This window comes from Stenotrophomonas sp. KH_052, assembly GCF_057838755.1.
Genome location: NZ_CM174475.1, coordinates 203,697 through 220,167 on the forward strand (window position 1 = coordinate 203,697; position 16,471 = coordinate 220,167).

At 65.6% G+C, this 16,471-nt stretch carries 16 protein-coding genes; 11 read left to right on the forward strand and 5 right to left on the reverse strand.

Annotated elements, in window-relative coordinates; genetic code table 11:
• Positions 1-97: 97 nt before the first annotated feature.
• Entirely contained in the window at positions 98-1,192 is a 1,095-nt protein-coding gene (gene ddlA / locus AC3ITW_RS00835; RefSeq protein WP_489389963.1) for a D-alanine--D-alanine ligase, read from the reverse strand.
• A gap of 551 nt (positions 1,193-1,743) precedes the next feature.
• On the opposite strand from ddlA, the gene AC3ITW_RS00840 reads away from it, so the two are divergent.
• From AC3ITW_RS00840 to AC3ITW_RS00855, 4 genes are read left to right on the forward strand one after another with little or no spacing between them, the layout of a single operon-like run.
• Positions 1,744-2,379: a ubiquinone biosynthesis accessory factor UbiJ gene (locus AC3ITW_RS00840; protein WP_004135577.1), complete on the forward strand. Its 636-nt coding sequence runs from the start codon at positions 1,744-1,746 to the stop codon at positions 2,377-2,379.
• The gene (gene ubiB, locus AC3ITW_RS00845) at positions 2,376-4,031 is read left to right on the forward strand and encodes a ubiquinone biosynthesis regulatory protein kinase UbiB (protein WP_004135578.1); all 1,656 of its coding nucleotides are present in this window, start codon (positions 2,376-2,378) and stop codon (positions 4,029-4,031) included. Before AC3ITW_RS00840 ends, ubiB begins: the two co-directional genes overlap by 4 nt.
• A gap of 5 nt (positions 4,032-4,036) precedes the next feature.
• Positions 4,037-4,615 carry an O-methyltransferase gene (locus AC3ITW_RS00850; protein WP_012509729.1) on the forward strand — a complete coding sequence of 193 codons (579 nt, stop codon included), beginning with the start codon at positions 4,037-4,039 and terminating at the stop codon, positions 4,613-4,615.
• Entirely contained in the window at positions 4,612-5,460 is an 849-nt protein-coding gene (locus tag AC3ITW_RS00855) for a pseudouridine synthase (protein WP_489390345.1), read from the forward strand. The genes AC3ITW_RS00850 and AC3ITW_RS00855 overlap by 4 nt, the downstream gene beginning before the upstream one ends.
• Before the next feature lie 84 nt (positions 5,461-5,544).
• Here the strand turns inward: AC3ITW_RS00855 and AC3ITW_RS00860 are convergent, their stop codons facing one another.
• A complete protein-coding gene (locus AC3ITW_RS00860) occupies positions 5,545-6,072 on the reverse strand; it encodes a DUF2059 domain-containing protein (RefSeq protein WP_004135613.1) in 528 nt (175 codons plus the stop codon).
• Positions 6,073-6,206: 134 nt separating this feature from the next.
• On the opposite strand from AC3ITW_RS00860, the gene arfB reads away from it, so the two are divergent.
• The 3 genes from arfB to dcp all read left to right on the forward strand — a co-directional run bounded on the left by arfB (position 6,207) and on the right by dcp (position 9,513).
• The gene (arfB, locus tag AC3ITW_RS00865; RefSeq protein ID WP_004135621.1) at positions 6,207-6,638 is read left to right on the forward strand and encodes an alternative ribosome rescue aminoacyl-tRNA hydrolase ArfB; all 432 of its coding nucleotides are present in this window, start codon (positions 6,207-6,209) and stop codon (positions 6,636-6,638) included.
• Positions 6,639-6,642: 4 nt separating this feature from the next.
• Positions 6,643-7,245, forward strand: coding sequence for a lysophospholipid acyltransferase family protein (locus AC3ITW_RS00870; RefSeq protein WP_012509731.1), 603 nt, complete (start codon positions 6,643-6,645; stop codon positions 7,243-7,245).
• A 111-nt stretch (positions 7,246-7,356) separates the two neighbouring features.
• Entirely contained in the window at positions 7,357-9,513 is a 2,157-nt protein-coding gene (gene dcp, locus AC3ITW_RS00875; RefSeq protein WP_489389964.1) for a peptidyl-dipeptidase Dcp, read from the forward strand.
• A 117-nt stretch (positions 9,514-9,630) separates the two neighbouring features.
• Here dcp and AC3ITW_RS00880 read toward each other — a convergent pair whose 3' ends face one another.
• Positions 9,631-10,893: a hypothetical protein gene (locus AC3ITW_RS00880; RefSeq protein WP_489389965.1), complete on the reverse strand. Its 1,263-nt coding sequence runs from the start codon at positions 10,891-10,893 to the stop codon at positions 9,631-9,633.
• A 258-nt stretch (positions 10,894-11,151) separates the two neighbouring features.
• Between AC3ITW_RS00880 and AC3ITW_RS00885 the strand changes: the two genes are divergently transcribed.
• The 4 genes from AC3ITW_RS00885 (at position 11,152) to AC3ITW_RS00900 (ending at position 14,146) form a co-directional block, all read left to right on the forward strand.
• On the forward strand, positions 11,152-11,547 hold the full coding sequence (locus AC3ITW_RS00885; RefSeq protein WP_489389966.1) for a hypothetical protein: 396 nt from the start codon (positions 11,152-11,154) through the stop codon (positions 11,545-11,547).
• Between the two features lie 3 nt (positions 11,548-11,550).
• Positions 11,551-11,997: a 3-dehydroquinate dehydratase gene (locus AC3ITW_RS00890; RefSeq protein WP_132808792.1), complete on the forward strand. Its 447-nt coding sequence runs from the start codon at positions 11,551-11,553 to the stop codon at positions 11,995-11,997.
• 142 nt (positions 11,998-12,139) lie between these two features.
• Entirely contained in the window at positions 12,140-12,766 is a 627-nt protein-coding gene (lepB, locus tag AC3ITW_RS00895) for a signal peptidase I (RefSeq protein WP_004135671.1), read from the forward strand.
• A gap of 123 nt (positions 12,767-12,889) precedes the next feature.
• Entirely contained in the window at positions 12,890-14,146 is a 1,257-nt protein-coding gene (locus AC3ITW_RS00900) for an MFS transporter (protein ID WP_485617226.1), read from the forward strand.
• Between the two features lie 83 nt (positions 14,147-14,229).
• Here AC3ITW_RS00900 and AC3ITW_RS00905 read toward each other — a convergent pair whose 3' ends face one another.
• Together AC3ITW_RS00905 and AC3ITW_RS00910 are read right to left on the reverse strand one after the other, a co-directional pair.
• Positions 14,230-15,138 (reverse strand): LysR family transcriptional regulator, encoded by a 909-nt coding sequence (locus tag AC3ITW_RS00905; RefSeq protein ID WP_485617227.1) that lies wholly within the window; start codon positions 15,136-15,138, stop codon positions 14,230-14,232.
• Between the two features lie 276 nt (positions 15,139-15,414).
• The gene (locus AC3ITW_RS00910; RefSeq protein ID WP_100470131.1) at positions 15,415-16,383 is read right to left on the reverse strand and encodes a LysR family transcriptional regulator; all 969 of its coding nucleotides are present in this window, start codon (positions 16,381-16,383) and stop codon (positions 15,415-15,417) included.
• Between the last annotated feature and the right edge of the window lie 88 nt (positions 16,384-16,471).

Consider the following 16,471-nt stretch of genomic DNA (forward strand, 5'->3'; position numbering starts at 1 on the left):
CCCACCTTGGTCGGCACGCCATTTGTAGAGTCGAGCCCTGCTCGACTGCTCTTCATGAGTCGAACATGGCTCGACTCTACAGAGACACAGAGCGCCCCTACACGGCGCTGTGCAATCCGCGATCGGCTTCATGGCGCTCCAGCGCCAGTTCGATCAGGCGCGTAATCAGCGTGGTGTAGTCCACACCGCTGGCGCCCCACAGCTTCGGGTACATGCTGATGCGGGTGAAGCCCGGCAGCGTGTTGACCTCGTTGATGACGATCTCACCGTCTGCGGTGAGGAACACGTCCACACGCGCCATGCCTGCACACTCCAGCGCCTGGTAGGCCTGCAGCGCGATCTGCTGGATGCGTGCCTGGGTTGCGGCATCGATATCCGCCGGCACCACCACTTCGGCGCCATCCTCGTTGATGTACTTGGTGTCGTAGGCGTAGAACTCGTCGTGCACCACCACCTCGCCGCACAGGCTGGCCTGCGGCTGTTCGTTGCCCAGCACCGCGCACTCGATCTCGCGACCGACCACCGCCGATTCGACCAGCACCTTGTGGTCGTAGCGCAGCGCCAGTTCCAGTGCCCCGGCGAAACCCGCCGCGTCCTTCACCTTGCTCACGCCCACCGACGAACCCTGGTTGGCCGGCTTCACGAACAACGGCAGGCCCAGCTGTGCAACCACCGCATCGACATCGACCGCCGCCGCCTGATGGCGACGGATGCACAGCCACGGCGCTACCTGCAGCCCGGCGTCGCGCAGCAGGCGCTTGGTCACGTCCTTGTCCATCGCCACCGCCGAGCCCAGCACCGGCGAACCGACGAAGGGCAGGTTGGCCATGCGCAGCAGGCCCTGCAGTGCACCGTCCTCGCCCAGCGGCCCGTGCACGATCGGCAGCACCACATCGATCTGTCCCAGCGCGCTGGCCGCATCGGACGGCTGCAGCTGTGCCTGCTCAGCACCCGGGCGTACCGCCAGCGACGTGCCGGACCGATGCAGCGCGATGCGCGACGGATCATCGGCATTGATCAGGAAGGTATCCGGCTGGCTCAGATGCCACTGGCCCTGCTTGTCGATGCCGACCAGCACCGGCTCGAAGCGCTCGCGATCAAGCGCATCGAGGATGTTCTTCGCCGACTGCAGCGAAACTTCGTGCTCGGAGGATTTGCCCCCGAAGATGATGCCGACCCGGGTCCGTGCCATGGGAAATGCGATGTCCTGTGCGTTGCGTGGCCGTACAGCATGAACCTTCCATTGCCGCTCAGGTGAGGCACAGATAAATCGCCTGGCGGCCGGCTCGAGTAGCGGCCAACTTTGGTTGGCACCCCCGGAAATCCAGCGCCGACCAAGGTCGGCATCTACCAACGCGAGATGCCATCAGCATTGGGGTCAGAGCCCGTTGCGCAGCAACGGGATCCGACCCCGGATAGTCCGACAGATCGCAGGAACCTGTCGAAGGCGGGGTGGGTCCGGTTGCGGGGGTGTCCGCGGCATGGGCCCGAGGCATGCCTCGGGCGGGTTGGGCAGGACGCCCAACCCCGGTCTTGCCGTGTGCGCAGGACAGCGCACATGAGCAAGCCGCGGCCAAGCCCCCAGGGACGGGTTTACGGCGTCCCCCGTAACCGGACCCACCCCGCCATCCCACGGAATGCACGCTGTTGCTTCGGCTGTTGCTGTTGCCGTTGCCGTTGCCTCTGCGGGTGCCGGGCGGCAGCCCGGCCCAAGCCCCCCACCCACGCAGGTAGAATGCGCACATGGCTCTCTCCCTGCTCAAGTCCCTCAAGCCGGTCGCCGGCCGCGCCCTGCAGATCGCCCTGAACCGCGCGCTGGCGCTGGATCCGGATACCCGCCACGCGCTGGCCAGTCTGGATGGTCGGCATATCGACCTGACCCTGGAAGCGCCGTCGCTGGCGATGCGCATCAGCGTCGATGGCGACCAGCTGCGGGTTGGCCCGGTGGACGCACAGGAAGCCGACCTGGCCGTGCGCAGCAGCCTGGCCGGCGTGCTCGCGCAGCTGCCGTTGCTGGCCAACGCAGGGCGCGCCGACAACAACGGCAAGGGTCGCGTGCGCGTGGCCGGCGACGCCGAGCTGGCGCGCCGCCTGCAGCAGCTGGCCAAGGGCTTCGATCCGGACTGGCAGCAGCCCTTCGTCAGCGTGTTCGGCGAGGTGCTGGGCGTGCAGGTTGCCAACACCCTGCGCAGCGCTCTGCAGCACGCGCGCCAGGGCGCGATCGACCTGGCCCACAGCGCCGCCGAATTCATCACCGAGGAATCGCGCGACGTGGTGCCGCGCGCCGAGCTCGATGCCTTCCACGATGACGTGGACGTGTTGCGCGACGATGTCGAGCGCCTCGGTGCACGCGTGCAGCGTCTGCGGGGTGCCGCATGAAGGCCGTGCTGCGTGCCAGCCGCATCGGCCGGGTGATCCTGCGCTACCGCCTCGACGACCTGCTGCAGGGCACGCCGGCAGAGCGCTGGCTGCGCCTGGCCAAGCCGTTCGTGCCGCGCGCCTCGGCCGACATCGCCGCACAGTCGCGCGGTGCGCGCCTGCGCTTGGCGCTGCAGGATCTGGGCCCGATCTTCGTCAAGTTCGGCCAGATCCTGTCCACCCGCCGCGACCTGGTGCCGCCGGATGTGGCCAATGAACTGACCTTGCTGCAGGACCGGGTCAAGCCGTTCGATGGCGAGACCGCGCGTCGCATCGTCGAGGAAGCGCTGGGCCTGCCGGTCAGCGAAGCCTTCGCCAGCTTCGACACCGAACCGCTGGCCTCGGCGTCGATCGCACAGGTGCACGCGGCCACGCTGGCCGATGGCCGCCAGGTCGTGGTCAAAGTGTTGCGTCCGGGCATCGAGAAGCAGATCGACGCGGATATCGCCCTGCTCAATTCGCTGGCTGCCCTGGTCGAGCGCACCCACCCGCGCGCCGACAAGATCCGCCCGCGCGAAGTGGTGGCCGAGGTCGAAAACACCCTGGCCGCCGAGCTGGACCTGCAGCGCGAAGGCGCCAATGCCAGCGTGTTGCGCCGCTTCTGGGAAAACAGCGACGACCTGTACGTGCCGGAAGTGATCTGGAGCCACACCGCCGAGCGCGCGCTGACCCTGGAGCGTGTATGGGGCATCCCGTCCGATGACATCGCCGCGCTGGACGAGGCCGGCATCGACCGCAAGGCGCTGGCCGCCAAGGGCGTGCGGGTGTTCTACACCCAGGTGTTCCGCGACAACTTCTTCCATGCCGATGCGCACGCCGGCAACATCTGGGTCGACACCGATCCGGCGCGCCGCGCCAACCCGCGCTTCATCGCGCTGGACTTCGGCATCATGGGCCAGCTTTCGCAGGAAGATCAGTACTACCTGGCCGAGAATTTCATGGCCATCTTCAACCGCGATTACCGCCGCATCGCCGAACTGCACGTGCAGGCGCGCTGGATGCCCGACAACGTGCGCATCGATGATCTCGAGGCCGCCGTGCGTTCGGTGTGCGAGCCGTACTTCACCCGGCCGCTGTCGCAGATCTCGCTGGCCGAAGTGCTGATGAAGCTGTTCCGCGTGGCCCAGCGTTACCAGCTGACCCTGCAGCCGCAGCTGATCCTGCTGCAGAAGACCCTACTGAACATCGAAGGTGTCGGCCGCCAGCTTGACCCGCAGATCGACATCTGGGCGGTGGCCAAGCCGGTGCTGGCGAAGATCCTGCGCGAACGCTACAGCCCGCGCAGGGTGGTACGCGAGATCGGCAAGCGGCTGCCGGAAATCATGACCCATGCGCCGGACATGCCGCGCCTGGTGCACGCTTGGCTGACCCAGCAGGTGGAAGGCCGGCATGAGCTGGCGATGCGTTCGCGCGACCTGGCCGCACTGGATGCCAGCGTGCAGCGCCTGCAGAAGCATGCGGTCGGCGCGATCACCGGTGTCGGCCTGCTGGCCATCGCCGCACTGATGTATGTGCTGCAGCCGCCAGGCTGGTACTGGGGCGACGTGCCGGCGTGGAGCTGGCTGTCCGGTGCGGTCGGCGTAGTGGCGCTGCTGCGTGCTTGGTGGAAGTAGGCCCCATGCTGCAGGCACTCAAGGACGAACTGGTCCGCTTCGGCGCGGACAACGACGCACGCGAAAGCGAGCGCGGCCGGCGCATGCTCAACATCACGCCCGACACCGGCGAATTCCTGTCGGTGCTGGTACGTTTCGGCACTGCGCGCCGGGTACTGGAAATCGGCACCTCCAATGGCTATTCCACGCTGTGGCTGGCCGAAGCGGCAGCCGCCATCGACGGCCACGTGACCACGCTGGAGTACGCCGAGGACAAGGTGGCGATGGCGCGTGACACCTTCGCGCGCAGTGGCCTGGCCGATCGCATCACGCTGGTCCATGGCGATGCCGGGCTCTGGCTGGCGCAGGCTGCCGATGCCTGCATCGACCTGCTGTTCCTCGATTCGGACCGCGGGCAGTACGCCGGCTGGTGGCCGCAGCTGCGCCGCGTGCTGCGTCCCGGTGGCCTGCTGGTGGTGGACAACGCCACTTCGCATGCAGGACAGATGGAGCCGCTGCGTGCGCTGCTGGACGCTGACGAAGACTTCAGCACCAGCCTGGTGCCGGTGGGCAATGGCGAGTTGCTGGCCGTGCGCAACGCCTGACTGCTCTACAGATAGGTGCCAACCTTGGTTGGCACGCTGTTGCCGGTCGCACAGCGCAGCCGAGCATGGGCTCGGCTCTACAGAAGGCAGGCCCTTATAATCCCGCGGTGAGCACCGAACCCGATACCCTCGCCGCGGTCGAGACCGACACCGCGCCCCTGCAGCTGCTGCACCTGGACGAGCGCCTGGCCGTGGTCAACAAGCCTGCCGGGCTGATGGTCCACGACAGCAAGCTGGCCCGCGGCGAAGACGATTTCCTGGCCGACCGCCTTCGCGAGCAGCTGGGTCGCCCGATCTTCCTCGTGCATCGCCTGGACCGGGCCACCAGTGGCTGCCTGCTGCTGGCTTTCGACCGTGACACCGCCAGCCTGCTGGGCAAGGCGCTGATGGGCGGCGAAGTGCTGAAGGACTACCTGACGGTCTGCCGTGGCTGGCCGGCCGAGTTGTCCTGGCGGGTCGACCACGACCTGGACGGTGGCCCGGGCAAGCCGGTGAAGAAGCCGGCAGTGACCGACTTCCAGCGCCTGGCCACCGGCGAGCTGTCAGTGCCGATTGGTGAGTTCACCAGTTCGCGCTATGCGTTGCTGCGCTGCCAGCCGCAGACTGGGCGTTTCCGGCAGATCCGCCGGCACCTCAAGCACCTGTCGCACCACATGATCGGCGACACCAGCCACGGTGATGGCCGGCACAACCGCATCTTCCGCATGCAGGGCGTACACCGCATGCTGCTGCACGCCGAGCGCCTGCGCTTTCCGCATCCGGAGGGCGGCACCGTGGACGTGCGCGCGCCGTTGGACGGCGGGTTCCAGAAGGCGCTGGACCTGTTCGGTTGGCAGGTGGACTGAAGGTGGCGCCGGACCATGTCCGGCGGCTTCTGCGATGCAACGACCGCGCTTTGCGCTCGCCGGGCATGGCCCGGCGCTACCGCCTCATTTCTTTTCCGGCTCGTTGACGATCGCTTCCAGGTCCTTCTGCAGGTCCGCGAACAGCGGCTGCATGCGGGCCTGGATCGCCACCATCACGTTCTGCATCAGCGCCGGGGTCTTGTCCAGCAGGCTCTGGCCGGCGGCGCTCTCGTAGAACTCGGCCATCGCCAGCACGTCTTCCTTGCTGAACGTCTTCTTGTACAGGTCCACGTACATCGGGCGCAGCTGCTGCCACGACAGGGCCTGGCGCAGGGTCTGGCTGGTCCGCGCCTGGATCCGCTTCAGCTGCTCCTGCTGCTGGGCGTTGAGCTGGCGCTGCGCGGCCACCTGCTGGAACTGCTGCTGCTGCATCGCCTCGATCTGCGGCAGCATGGTGTCGATCATGCTCTGCGCGCGCGAGGCTGACAGCAGGCGGTTGATGTCGCCATCGGTCGGCGGGGCGGCCAGCGCGGGGGTGCTGGCCACGGCCAGTGCCAGCAGCAGCGCCAGGCGGCGCAGCAGGGACGGCAGGGCGGGTGCGGTGCGGGTCATGCGGGGCTTCCTGCAGTACATGGGACGGCCAGCATACCGGCAGCCAAGGCGAAGGCGGCGTGTTCGGTACCTGATCGGCGGCATACGGTGCGCAATGACGTACTCCATCGCGTGGCTGCCGCTACAATGCGCGGATGGGCAGTGGACCGGTCACCATCAGCGCGCAGCTTGAAATCCCCGACGGCGAGATCGTCGAGCGGTTCGTGCGTGCCAGTGGTGCCGGTGGCCAGAACGTCAACAAGGTCTCCACCGCGGTGGAACTGCGTTTCGATGTGGCCGGCTCGCCCTCGTTGCCCGAACCGTTGCGCGAACGCCTGCTGGCGCGGCGCGACCGGCGCATGACCGGCGAAGGCGTGCTGGTCATCGACGCGCAACGATTCCGTACCCAGGATCGCAATCGCGAGGATGCGCGCGATCGGCTGGCGGCCTTCATCCAGGCCGGGCTGCACGTGCCCAAGCCACGCAAGGCCACCAAGCCGACCCTCGGGTCGAAACTGCGTCGTCTGGACGCCAAACGCGGGCGCGCGCAGGTCAAGCGCGGGCGCTCATCACGTGACTGGGAGTGATTGCTTGAACAACCCGACGCCGTTGCTGCCGGCCATTCCGCCGAACATGCCGCAGGTCAAACCCAACCGCTTCCTGCGCTGGCTGGCGCGCTGCACGCTGCGCATGGGCGGCTGGAAAGTGACCGGCACCCTGCCGGACATCCCGAAGCTGGTCTTCATCATCGCCCCGCATTCGTCCAACTGGGACGGCCTGTGGGGCATGGCGGCCAAGATCGCGCTGGGCATGAAAGTGAAGGTGCTGGGCAAGGCCTCGCTGTTCTGGTGGCCACTGGGCCCCCTGCTGCACAAGCTCGGCGTGATCCCGCTGGACCGCAGTTCGCCGCAGGGCACGGTGGGTCAGGCCGTGGACCTGCTGCGCAACAACGAGAAGATGTGGTTCGCCATCACCCCGGAAGGCACGCGCAAGGCGGTGAAGGACTGGAAGGCCGGTTTCCTGAAGATCGCGCGGATGGCTGACGTGCCGGTTCTGGCCGCGTATTTCCATTACCCGGAAAAGATCATCGGCATCGGCCCGGTGTTCCATCCCAGCGGTGACGACGCGGCCGACATGGCGGCGATCCGCGAGTTCTACCGGCCCTGGATCGGCAAGACCCGCGGCACGGTCTGAGCCGGCCGCGCGCCGCTGCCTAGACGCCACGTCCGGCACATGCCGGGCGTGCGCGACAGGAGTAGGGTGGACGGCTGGTGTCCCATACCGTCTGCCCAAGGAGCGTTTTACATGTCGCGTACCGTAGTCCTGGCCGCCGCCATCAGCCTGGCGCTGGCGGCCTGTTCCGGCAAGGAGTCCACCCCCGTGTCCGATGCCCAGAAAGCCCCTGCCCAGCAGCCGGCCGAAGCCTCCACCAACCCGCTGCTGAGCGCCAGCACGCTGCCGTTCCAGGCGCCGCAGTTCGACAAGATCAAGGACAGCGACTACCTGCCGGCCTTCGAAGAAGGGATGCGCCAGCACCTGGCTGATGTCCGCAAGATCGCCGACAACCCTGAGCCGGCCACCTTCGACAACACGCTGGTGGCGATGGAGCGCAGCGGCGAGACCCTGAACCGCGTGTCGCGCATCTTCTTCGGCCTGGTCCAGGCCGACGGCACCGAAGCGCGCCAGAAGATCCAGGAAGACATCGCACCGAAGCTGGCCGCGCACCAGGACGAGATCAACCTCGACCCGAAGCTGTTCGCGCGTGTGAAGTCGCTGTACGACCAGCGTGACACGCTGGAACTGGACCCGGTGCAGAAGCGCCTGGTCGAGCATTACTACGACGGCCTGGTGCGCGCCGGTGCCCAGCTGTCCGACGCCGACAAGGCGAGCCTGCGCAAGCTCAACGTGGAAGAGACCACCCTCTCCACCCAGTTCCACACCCGCCTGGTGGCCGCTACCGCCGCTGCCGCCGTGGTCGTCGACGACAAGGCCAAGCTGGCCGGCCTGGACGACAATGCGATCAACAACGCTGCGTCTGCCGCCAAGGACCGCAAGCTGGATGGCAAGTTCCTGCTGCCGCTGCAGAACACCACCCAGCAGCCGGTGCTCGGCTCGCTGAGCGACCGCGACCAGCGTGCCGCCGTGCTGAAGGCTTCGGAAACCCGCGCCGAGCGTGGCGATGCCAACGACACCCGGCAGACCGTGCAGCGCCTGGCCCAGCTGCGTGCGCAGAAGGCCAAGCTGCTCGGCTTTGACACCTTCGCCGACTACCAGCTGGGCGACCAGATGGCCAAGACCCCGGCCGCCGCGCTCAAGCTGCTGACCGACACCGCGCCGGCCGCCACCGCCAAGGCGCGCGCCGAGGCCGGCGAGATCCAGAAGGTGATCGACGCGCAGAAGGGTGGTTTCCAGGTCGCTGCCTCGGACTGGGACTTCTACGCTGAGCAGGTGCGCAAGGCCAAGTACGATCTGGACGAGTCGCAGATCAAGCCGTACTTCGAACTGGACAACGTGCTGCAGAACGGCGTCTTCTACGCCGCTACCCAGCTGTACGGCATCACCTTCAAGCCGCGTACCGACATTCCGACCTACAACCCGGACATGAAGGTGTACGAAGTGTTCGACAAGGATGGCACCTCGCTGGCCCTGTTCTACACCGACTACTTCAAGCGTGACACCAAGTCCGGCGGCGCGTGGATGGATGTGTTCGTCGAACAGGACGGTCTGACCGGTGCCAAGCCGGTGGTCTACAACGTCTGCAACTTCACCAAGCCGGCCGACGGCCAGCCTGCGCTGATCAGCTTCGACGACGTGACCACGATGTTCCATGAGTTCGGCCATGCGCTGCATGGCATGTTCTCGAACGTGAAGTACCCGTCGATCGCCGGTACCGCCACCTCGCGTGATTTCGTCGAGTTCCCGTCGCAGTTCAACGAGCACTGGGCGTTGGATCCGAAGGTGTTCGCCAACTACGCCAAGCACTACAAGACCGGCGAGGCGATGCCGCAGGAACTGGTCGACAAGATCCTCAAGGCACGCAGCTTCAACCAGGGCTATGCGACCACCGAGTACCTGTCGGCCGCACTGCTCGACCTGGCCTGGCACACGCAGAAGGCTGACGCCCCGCTACAGGATGTCGGCGCCTTTGAAGCCAGCGCGCTGAAGAAGTTCAAGGTCGACCTGCCGCAGGTGCCGCCGCGTTACCGCACCACCTACTTCGATCACATCTGGGGTGGCGGTTACTCGGCCGGTTACTACGCCTACTTCTGGGCCGAAGTGCTGGACCATGACGCCTACCAGTGGTTCACCGAACACGGTGGCCTGACCGCGGCCAACGGCCAGGAGTTCCGCGACAAGATCCTCTCGCGCGGCAACAGCGTGGAGCTGTCGACCCTGTACCGCGATTTCCGCGGCAAGGACCCGTCGGTGGAACCGCTGCTGAAGTTCCGCGGGCTGAAATAAGAAACAGAAAACGGCGGGGGCAACCCCGCCGTTTTTCTTTGTGTAGCGTCGAGCTTGCTCGACTCCTTTCTCGGTGCCCGATACGCGTCCTCAGCATCTTTGGCGGTGGGAATGCAATCAAATAGCGTGTTTAAGAATTTCTTCAGCTGCAACCAGGACATACCCCGGACGGGTCTTGATCTCTTTCGAATGATTTGAATCTGGCGCGGGCATGCTATGGATGAGGCCCAGAGTCCCAAGGAGTCCGCCGAGTGCCGTGGTGGGGCCTTCCGTTGCGAGGCATACGGCTGAGACACAGAGTCCAAGGATTCCGGTTGCACTGCGTTTCAGTGACGCAGAACGAGAAGTAGCGATCTCCAACTCCGCGCGTGCTGTTGCAGCTTGCTCACGCAGTTCGGCGACGGTGTCCACCCAGGCTAACGGGTTCAATGAGGATGGCGTGCTTGTCAGTCGTCTTGCGAGAAATTCTCGCAATGAAGGTAGTGCAGCGCTTGCAGCAGACCTCAGCTCCAACGTCTGTTTTATGGAAAGGCCAGAAACCCAAGGAAGATTGGCGGCTCTTTCAGCAGAAAATGCTTGCAGATTCCAAGATTCTTCAGATCGTCTGTCATCTGATATGAGGGCCGATATGCCCGCCGGCGAATTTGAGAACACGCTTCCTCCGATGCTGCTAGCGCTTTGCGCATCGAAGAATGTCGTCCTAATGCAATCTTTTAGTGATTCTCTAATAATTTGTTCATCGGGAACTCCATTTATCCTATGGGCATCTAAGTGTATGAGTACGCCGGGGCTATAGACTTGAGTGAAATCAAGTGTTGCTGTTTCTCCGCTTCTATCGATCTTGAGCGATGAAGAAATTTCGCGTAGGACTTGATCGGTGAGGATGTCGATGCGCTCTTCAAATGGCTTCGCGCAACTCAAACAGAATTGATGGAGAGGGGTTGAGAATTTTAGAATTCCAGCCTCGATCAATGGCTGAATCTTCTTAAGGACCATCACGTCCACTAAGAGTGGAAAAATGTCGTTGTTCGTCGGTCTTGATTTTAGGGAATTTATTTCGTCGAAGAACGAGTCGCCCACAATGACTTCGTCTGCCATTAGGGCAATGCTACGAGCTATTTGAGAAGCGTAGCCAATCCTGCACGGTGGTGCTTGGCAGGCGCCCATGCCGCCAAAGAGGTCGAGGCCTCCACTGAGCACTGCCTTGAATCCGTCAGAAGTACTGACTTTCGATGCCACTGGCGTGGACGTTGATTGATCCTTGAGCTCTCGAGTCATGCCCTTGAGCTTCCGCATTGCTGCCCGACTATCAGAGAAGTCGAATTTCTCGTTCAAGAGGACGGCGATGTGGGCAGGAAGTCCATCTGAAGCATCTATCATTCCTTTGCTCCCAACCTTGTTGTTGATTCCAATCTTGCCAAAATACTGATCTTCATTCCGCTACGAATTCGTACCCCGTTGCATCGCCAACCTGACGTTGTCGAGATAGGCAGCGCCAAAGGCACTCGGGTTGCACGACTCGGCGAAAGGCGTTACGCACCTTTTACGCCCCGCGCCATCGCCCACCATCGCACCTTTACGGCTTGCACGCGCATCGTGTGCCTACCGCGCCGCAGGGCGCTTTGTGCAAGGTGGTGTATGATCCTCCTGGTGATCCGGCACGCGCCGTCGTCGGCGCCGCGCCCGCAGCTTCCGCTAGAACTGTGTGGCCACCGCGTGCTGTGCAACGACTGCGCCAGCCTGTCCGATGTGCGCCAGTGCCTGTGCCAGGCCCAGGCCGATGACTGGGTGCTGCTGGACGTGGGCGTGGCCGACGATGCGCAGTGGCAGGCCGAGGGCGGTGCGCTGCAGGCAGCGCTGGAGCGCATGCCTGCAGCGTACATCGAACTGCAGGCCCCGCACGAACCCGGCCTGGAAGCGCGTCTGCGCCTGCAGCACGGCCCGGCCGCCGTGGTAGTCGACCAGCGCAGCCAGCAGACCGGGTACCCGCTGTCGCTGGCCATCGTCGGCCGTCGCCTGGCGCAGGGGGGCTGAGCCATGTCGATCTTCATCATCCGCGGCCCGGAAGCGGCCGGCACGCTCATCCGCACGGCCATGCCGCTGCCTGCGCCGGTACTGAAATCGCTGGTGCACCGCGCGATCGACGCCGGCACCAGCGTGGCCATCCGCGCCTGTGGTTCGGAACAGGAGCTGCTGGATGCCCTGCGCGTGGCCGACCACAGCCGCGGCGAAGTGACCCTGCTCGACCCCGGTGCCTGTGCGGGCAGCCTGCGCCTGCAGCGTCTGCTGCCGTACCTGCACAACGCCTACGTGGAAGTGCACGACGACGGCGCTGTCGCCGAACCCTGCCTGCCGGCCGGCGTCGGCCAGCGCCTGGGCATCGCCGCCGGGTACGGCGCGCAGAGCTACGTGCTGGCGCTGGACATCGCCCTGGACCACCTTGGCCTGGGCGAGCACGCCAACCGCGTGCACGTCGGCACCTGAACGCGATCGGTAGCGGCGGGCCATGCCCGGCGGATTGCCGGAACCACCGCGCTGCGCGCTCGCCGGGCATGCCCCGGCGCTACCGGGAACCTCCTGCGCCTGCATGTGGTCTGATACCGCTACCACCTACCCGGAGCCTGTCATGGATGCTGTTGCCCGACCTCCCTTTTCCGAACGCGCGCTGGTCTGGCTGAAGAAGGAAGCATTGCCGCTGCTGGTGATGCTTGGCCTGCTCGCCGCCGCCCGCGATACCCTCGCCAACCACTACGTGGTGCCCAGCGGCTCGATGCAGCCGACCCTGCAGCCCGGCGACCGGGTGGTGGTGGACATGCGCGCCTATGGCCTGCGCCTGCCGTTTACCGGCAAGGAACTGATGGCGACCGGCACCCCGCAGCGCGGCGAAGTGGCGGTATTCGACTCGCCGGCCGACGGCACCCGCCTGATCAAGCGCGTGGCTGCAGTGGCCGGTGATCATGTGCAGCTGCGCGAAGGCCATCTGAGCATCAACGGCCAGCCGCTGCAGATCGCCGACCTGCAGGACGTGGAAGCCTTTGGCGACCGCCATGCCAGCCTCGACCTGGACATGGGCGGCGGCCCGGACATCGCTGACCTGGTGGTGCCGGACGGCAAGGTACTGGTGCTGGGTGACCACCGTGGCAACAGCTTCGACGGCCGCTTCTTCGGTTTCGTCGACGCCGACAAGGTCTATGGCCGTGCGGTGGCGGTGTACTACCGCCGTGGCGATGGCTTCGAATGGCAGCGCCTGTAAGCTGAATTGATACTTTTGGTGTATCAATCCTGACCTATCAGGTTATGGATCGACTGGATGGACGGGCCTAGTCTGAGGCCCGTTCCCTCCCACGCCCGGCCGCCCCACCGGCCCATCGATCCCATGACTGGCGAAACCGTGGTGGCCGTCGAAGGCCGCCCCTCCACCGTCGATTCCATCGCCGAGACCCGCATCCAGCAGGGCACACCGGCCTTCCGCCGCACCGCGCTCGCGTTGTTCCTGGCCGGTTTCTCCACCTTCGGCCTGCTCTACACGGTGCAGCCGCTGCTGCCGGAGTTCAGCCGTCATTTCGGCGTGTCCGCCGCCGGCAGCGCGATGTCGCTGTCGTTGACCACCGGCACGCTGGCAGTGGCGATGCTGCTGGCCGGCCTGCTCTCCGATGCGGTCGGCCGCCGCCCGATGATGATCGTCGCGCTGCTGGCCTCGGCCACGCTGTCGCTGTGCACGGCACTGGTGGATGACTGGACCACGCTGCTGGTACTGCGCACCCTGCTCGGCCTGGCGTTGAGCGGCGTGCCGGCAGTGGCGATGACCTACCTGGTCGAGGAAATGGACAGCCGCGCGCTGGGCCTGGCGATGGGCCTGTACATCGGCGGCAATGCCATTGGTGGCATGAGCGGGCGCCTGCTGGCCGGCATCATCGCCGACCACTGGGGCTGGCGCTGGGGCATCGGCGTCGTCTCGATCATCGCCATCGCCAGTACCGTCCTGCTCTGGCTGCAGCTGCCACCGTCGCGGCATTTCCATGCACGTCGCGGCGGCCTGCACCAATTGCCATCACGCTGGCGCACGCTGTTCGCCGACCCGGGCCTGCCGTGGCTGTTCGCCACCTCGTTCGTGCTGATGGGCGTGTTCGTCACCCTCTACAACTACCTGGGCTACCACCTGCTGGCGCCGCCGTACCACCTCAGCCAGACCGTGGTCGGGCTGATCTTCAGCGTGTATCTCGTGGGTACCTTCAGTTCGGCGTGGATGGGCCAGCAGGCCACGCGCTACGGTCGCGGCCGCATCCTGTCGATCTCGTTCGCGTTGATCGGCGCCGGCATCGTGCTGCTGGCGATGCCGTGGCTGAGCACGATGGCACTCGGTATCGCACTGGTGACCTTCGGCTTCTTCGGCGGCCACTCGGTGGCCAGCAGCTGGGTCGGCAGCCGCGCAGGTGCAATGCGCGCGGAAGCCTCGGCGCTGTATCTGTTTGCCTACTATCTGGGTTCCAGCGTGCTCGGTGCTGTCGGCGGCCTGGCCTATGCAGCGTGGGACTGGCTGGGCGTGTGCGTGTTCGCTGCCGTGTTGACCCTGATCGGCGGAGGCATTGTGTGGGCGCTGCAGCAGCGCGCCCAGCAGCCGCTGACGGCGTGATCCTGCTCTGGTAGATGCCGACCTTGGTCGGCGCTGTGGCCGTGGGCCAACCAAGGTTGGCCACTACCGGGTGGGTTGCACCCTCACCCCTCCGCGAACGCCTCACGCAGCAGCCCGGCGAAGTTGCGGATCAGCGGTGTCACCCCTTCGCGTTGCCATGCCAGCTGCACTTCCGAATGCGCACCGGCATCGGCCAGTGCCACGAAGCGCGCGCCTTCCACGCGGATGTGGTCGCACGACGACGGCAGGATCGCTGCGCCCAGGCCTGCGGCGGCCAGACTGATCAGCGTCGACGCCTCACCGGCCTCCTGCACGATGCGCGGGGTGAAGCCCGCCGCCGCGCACAACGCGATCATGTGGTCGTGGATGCCCGCACCGGCACTGCGGCGGAATGCCACGAACGGCTCCTGGGCGAAGTCGCGCAGCGACAGCGTGCCCTGTTTCGACAGCCTGCGCAGAGCAGGGTGATCGGCATGCACGATCAACGCCAGCGGATCGACGAACAGGCTGTGCGCCACCAGTTCCGGCGGCAACGCACGCTTGCGGATGATGCCCACGTCCAGGCTGCCATCGAGCAGCGCATCGATCTGCTGCAGCGTGTTCATCTCGCTCAGCTGCAGCCGCACCTGCGGATAACGCTGGCGGTACTGCAGGATTGAACGCGGAATCTGCGGTGACAGCGGCGTGGCGCGGGTCAGCCCGATACGCAGCTCACCCTGCTCGCCGCGCTGAGCACGCTGCACCTCGTCCACCGCAGCCTCGACCTGCTGCACGATGGCGCGTGCACGTTCCTGCAGTAGTTCACCGGCAGGCGTCAGCTGCACACGACGATGGCTGCGCACGAACAGGCGCGCACCGATCAGATCTTCCAGCTGGCGGATCTGCTGGCTGAGCGGCGGCTGCGACATGCCCAACCGCTCCGCCGCCTGGCCGAAGTGCAGCGTATCGGCGACGGCAAGGAAGTAACGCAGATGGCGGAGTTCGATGGACATGGGGCCAGTTTATTCATCGCCAGCCAGAAATGGGGTCAGAGCCCGTTGCGCAGCAACGGGATCCGACCCCGACAGATTGCGGGGATCTGTCAGAGGCGGGGCGGTGTGGGTGGGCAGGACCGTTGGCGCCATGGATGGCGCCATCGAGCTCCCATGGACGGGTTTACAGCGTGTCCTGCCCACCCACACCGCCCCGCCATCTACGGAATGCCCGCTTTTGACGTTGCCGTTGCCGTTGATTCGGCAGGTGCAGGGCGCAGCCCTGCCGAACACCCCTCATCGTTCCGAATGCCCGCTCTGGTCGTAATCGCGCGGACTGAACAACTCCGGCTGGATCAGCTCGATGAACGCCCGCGCCTGCGCCGACAACGCCTTGCCACGCCGCACGATCACCCCGTAGCTGCGCTCGGGGAACCAGCGCTTCATCGACCGCGCCGCCAACCGCTCGCGGTCAGCCTCGTTCAGGCACAGCGCCGGCACGATGGAAATGCCCATGCCCATCGCCACGTACTGCTTGATCACCTCCCAGCCGCCCACCTCCAGCGCCACGGTGTAGGCGATGCGGTGGCGCTGGAACACCTGGTCGACCAGCCGGTAGGTGATCTGCCGCTTCGGCGGCAGCACCAGCGGATAGCGTGCGATGTCGGCCAGCTCCAGCTCGCCGCCACTGGCCAGCGGATGGTCGTGCGGGGCGATCAGTACCTGCTCGAAGCGGTAGGCGGGGGCATAGCTGAGGTCGGCAGGCACATCAGTCATCGAACCGATCGCCAGGTCAGCGGCGTCCTCGCGCAGCAGGTCGGTGCCGTCGGCGCTGATTGCGTTGTGCAGGGTCAGCCGCACATCCGGATGGTGCAGGCGGAAGCGTTCGACGATCTTCGGCAGCAGGTACAGGATGGTCGAGCTGTTGGCGGCGATGTTCAGCTCGCCCGCGTCCAGGCCGCGCACCTTGTCGCGGAAGCGCGCCTCCAGCCCGTCCAGGCTCTCTACCAGTGGCTGCGCCATTTCGTACAGCAGCTGGCCCTCGCGGCTGGGCACCAGGCGCCGCCCGCTGCGCTCGAACAACGGCACCCCCAGCTCCCGTTCCAGCGCCTGCAGCTGCAGGCTGATCGCAGGCTGGCTGACGAAAAGTGCCTCAGCGGCCCGTGAGACAGAGCCCAGGCGCACGGTCTGGCAGAACGCACGCAGCGGCTTCAGCCGGTCGGATTTGTAGGAAAAACGGGGACTTGGCGGGGGGCGTGTGGTCATCGTGTCATAAGTATTAGCACAATTTATGTAGAATATTGCAAAAACTGTTTTGCCAAATACTCGGCCCCGACGGCACCGTGGAGACGTT

Bases quoted from the DNA above. Each gene is read 5' to 3' on its own strand.
- ddlA (WP_489389963.1), bottom strand. From the start codon at position 1,192: ATGGCACGGACCCGGGTCGGCATCATCTTCGGGGGCAAATCCTCCGAG.
- AC3ITW_RS00840 (WP_004135577.1), top strand. From the start codon at position 1,744: ATGGCTCTCTCCCTGCTCAAGTCCCTCAAGCCGGTCGCCGGCCGCGCC.
- ubiB (WP_004135578.1), top strand. From the start codon at position 2,376: ATGAAGGCCGTGCTGCGTGCCAGCCGCATCGGCCGGGTGATCCTGCGC.
- AC3ITW_RS00850 (WP_012509729.1), top strand. From the start codon at position 4,037: ATGCTGCAGGCACTCAAGGACGAACTGGTCCGCTTCGGCGCGGACAAC.
- AC3ITW_RS00860 (WP_004135613.1), bottom strand. From the start codon at position 6,072: ATGACCCGCACCGCACCCGCCCTGCCGTCCCTGCTGCGCCGCCTGGCG.
- arfB (WP_004135621.1), top strand. From the start codon at position 6,207: ATGGGCAGTGGACCGGTCACCATCAGCGCGCAGCTTGAAATCCCCGAC.
- dcp (WP_489389964.1), top strand. From the start codon at position 7,357: ATGTCGCGTACCGTAGTCCTGGCCGCCGCCATCAGCCTGGCGCTGGCG.
- AC3ITW_RS00880 (WP_489389965.1), bottom strand. From the start codon at position 10,893: ATGATAGATGCTTCAGATGGACTTCCTGCCCACATCGCCGTCCTCTTG.
- AC3ITW_RS00885 (WP_489389966.1), top strand. From the start codon at position 11,152: ATGATCCTCCTGGTGATCCGGCACGCGCCGTCGTCGGCGCCGCGCCCG.
- AC3ITW_RS00890 (WP_132808792.1), top strand. From the start codon at position 11,551: ATGTCGATCTTCATCATCCGCGGCCCGGAAGCGGCCGGCACGCTCATC.
- lepB (WP_004135671.1), top strand. From the start codon at position 12,140: ATGGATGCTGTTGCCCGACCTCCCTTTTCCGAACGCGCGCTGGTCTGG.
- AC3ITW_RS00900 (WP_485617226.1), top strand. From the start codon at position 12,890: ATGACTGGCGAAACCGTGGTGGCCGTCGAAGGCCGCCCCTCCACCGTC.
- AC3ITW_RS00905 (WP_485617227.1), bottom strand. From the start codon at position 15,138: ATGTCCATCGAACTCCGCCATCTGCGTTACTTCCTTGCCGTCGCCGAT.
- AC3ITW_RS00910 (WP_100470131.1), bottom strand. From the start codon at position 16,383: ATGACCACACGCCCCCCGCCAAGTCCCCGTTTTTCCTACAAATCCGAC.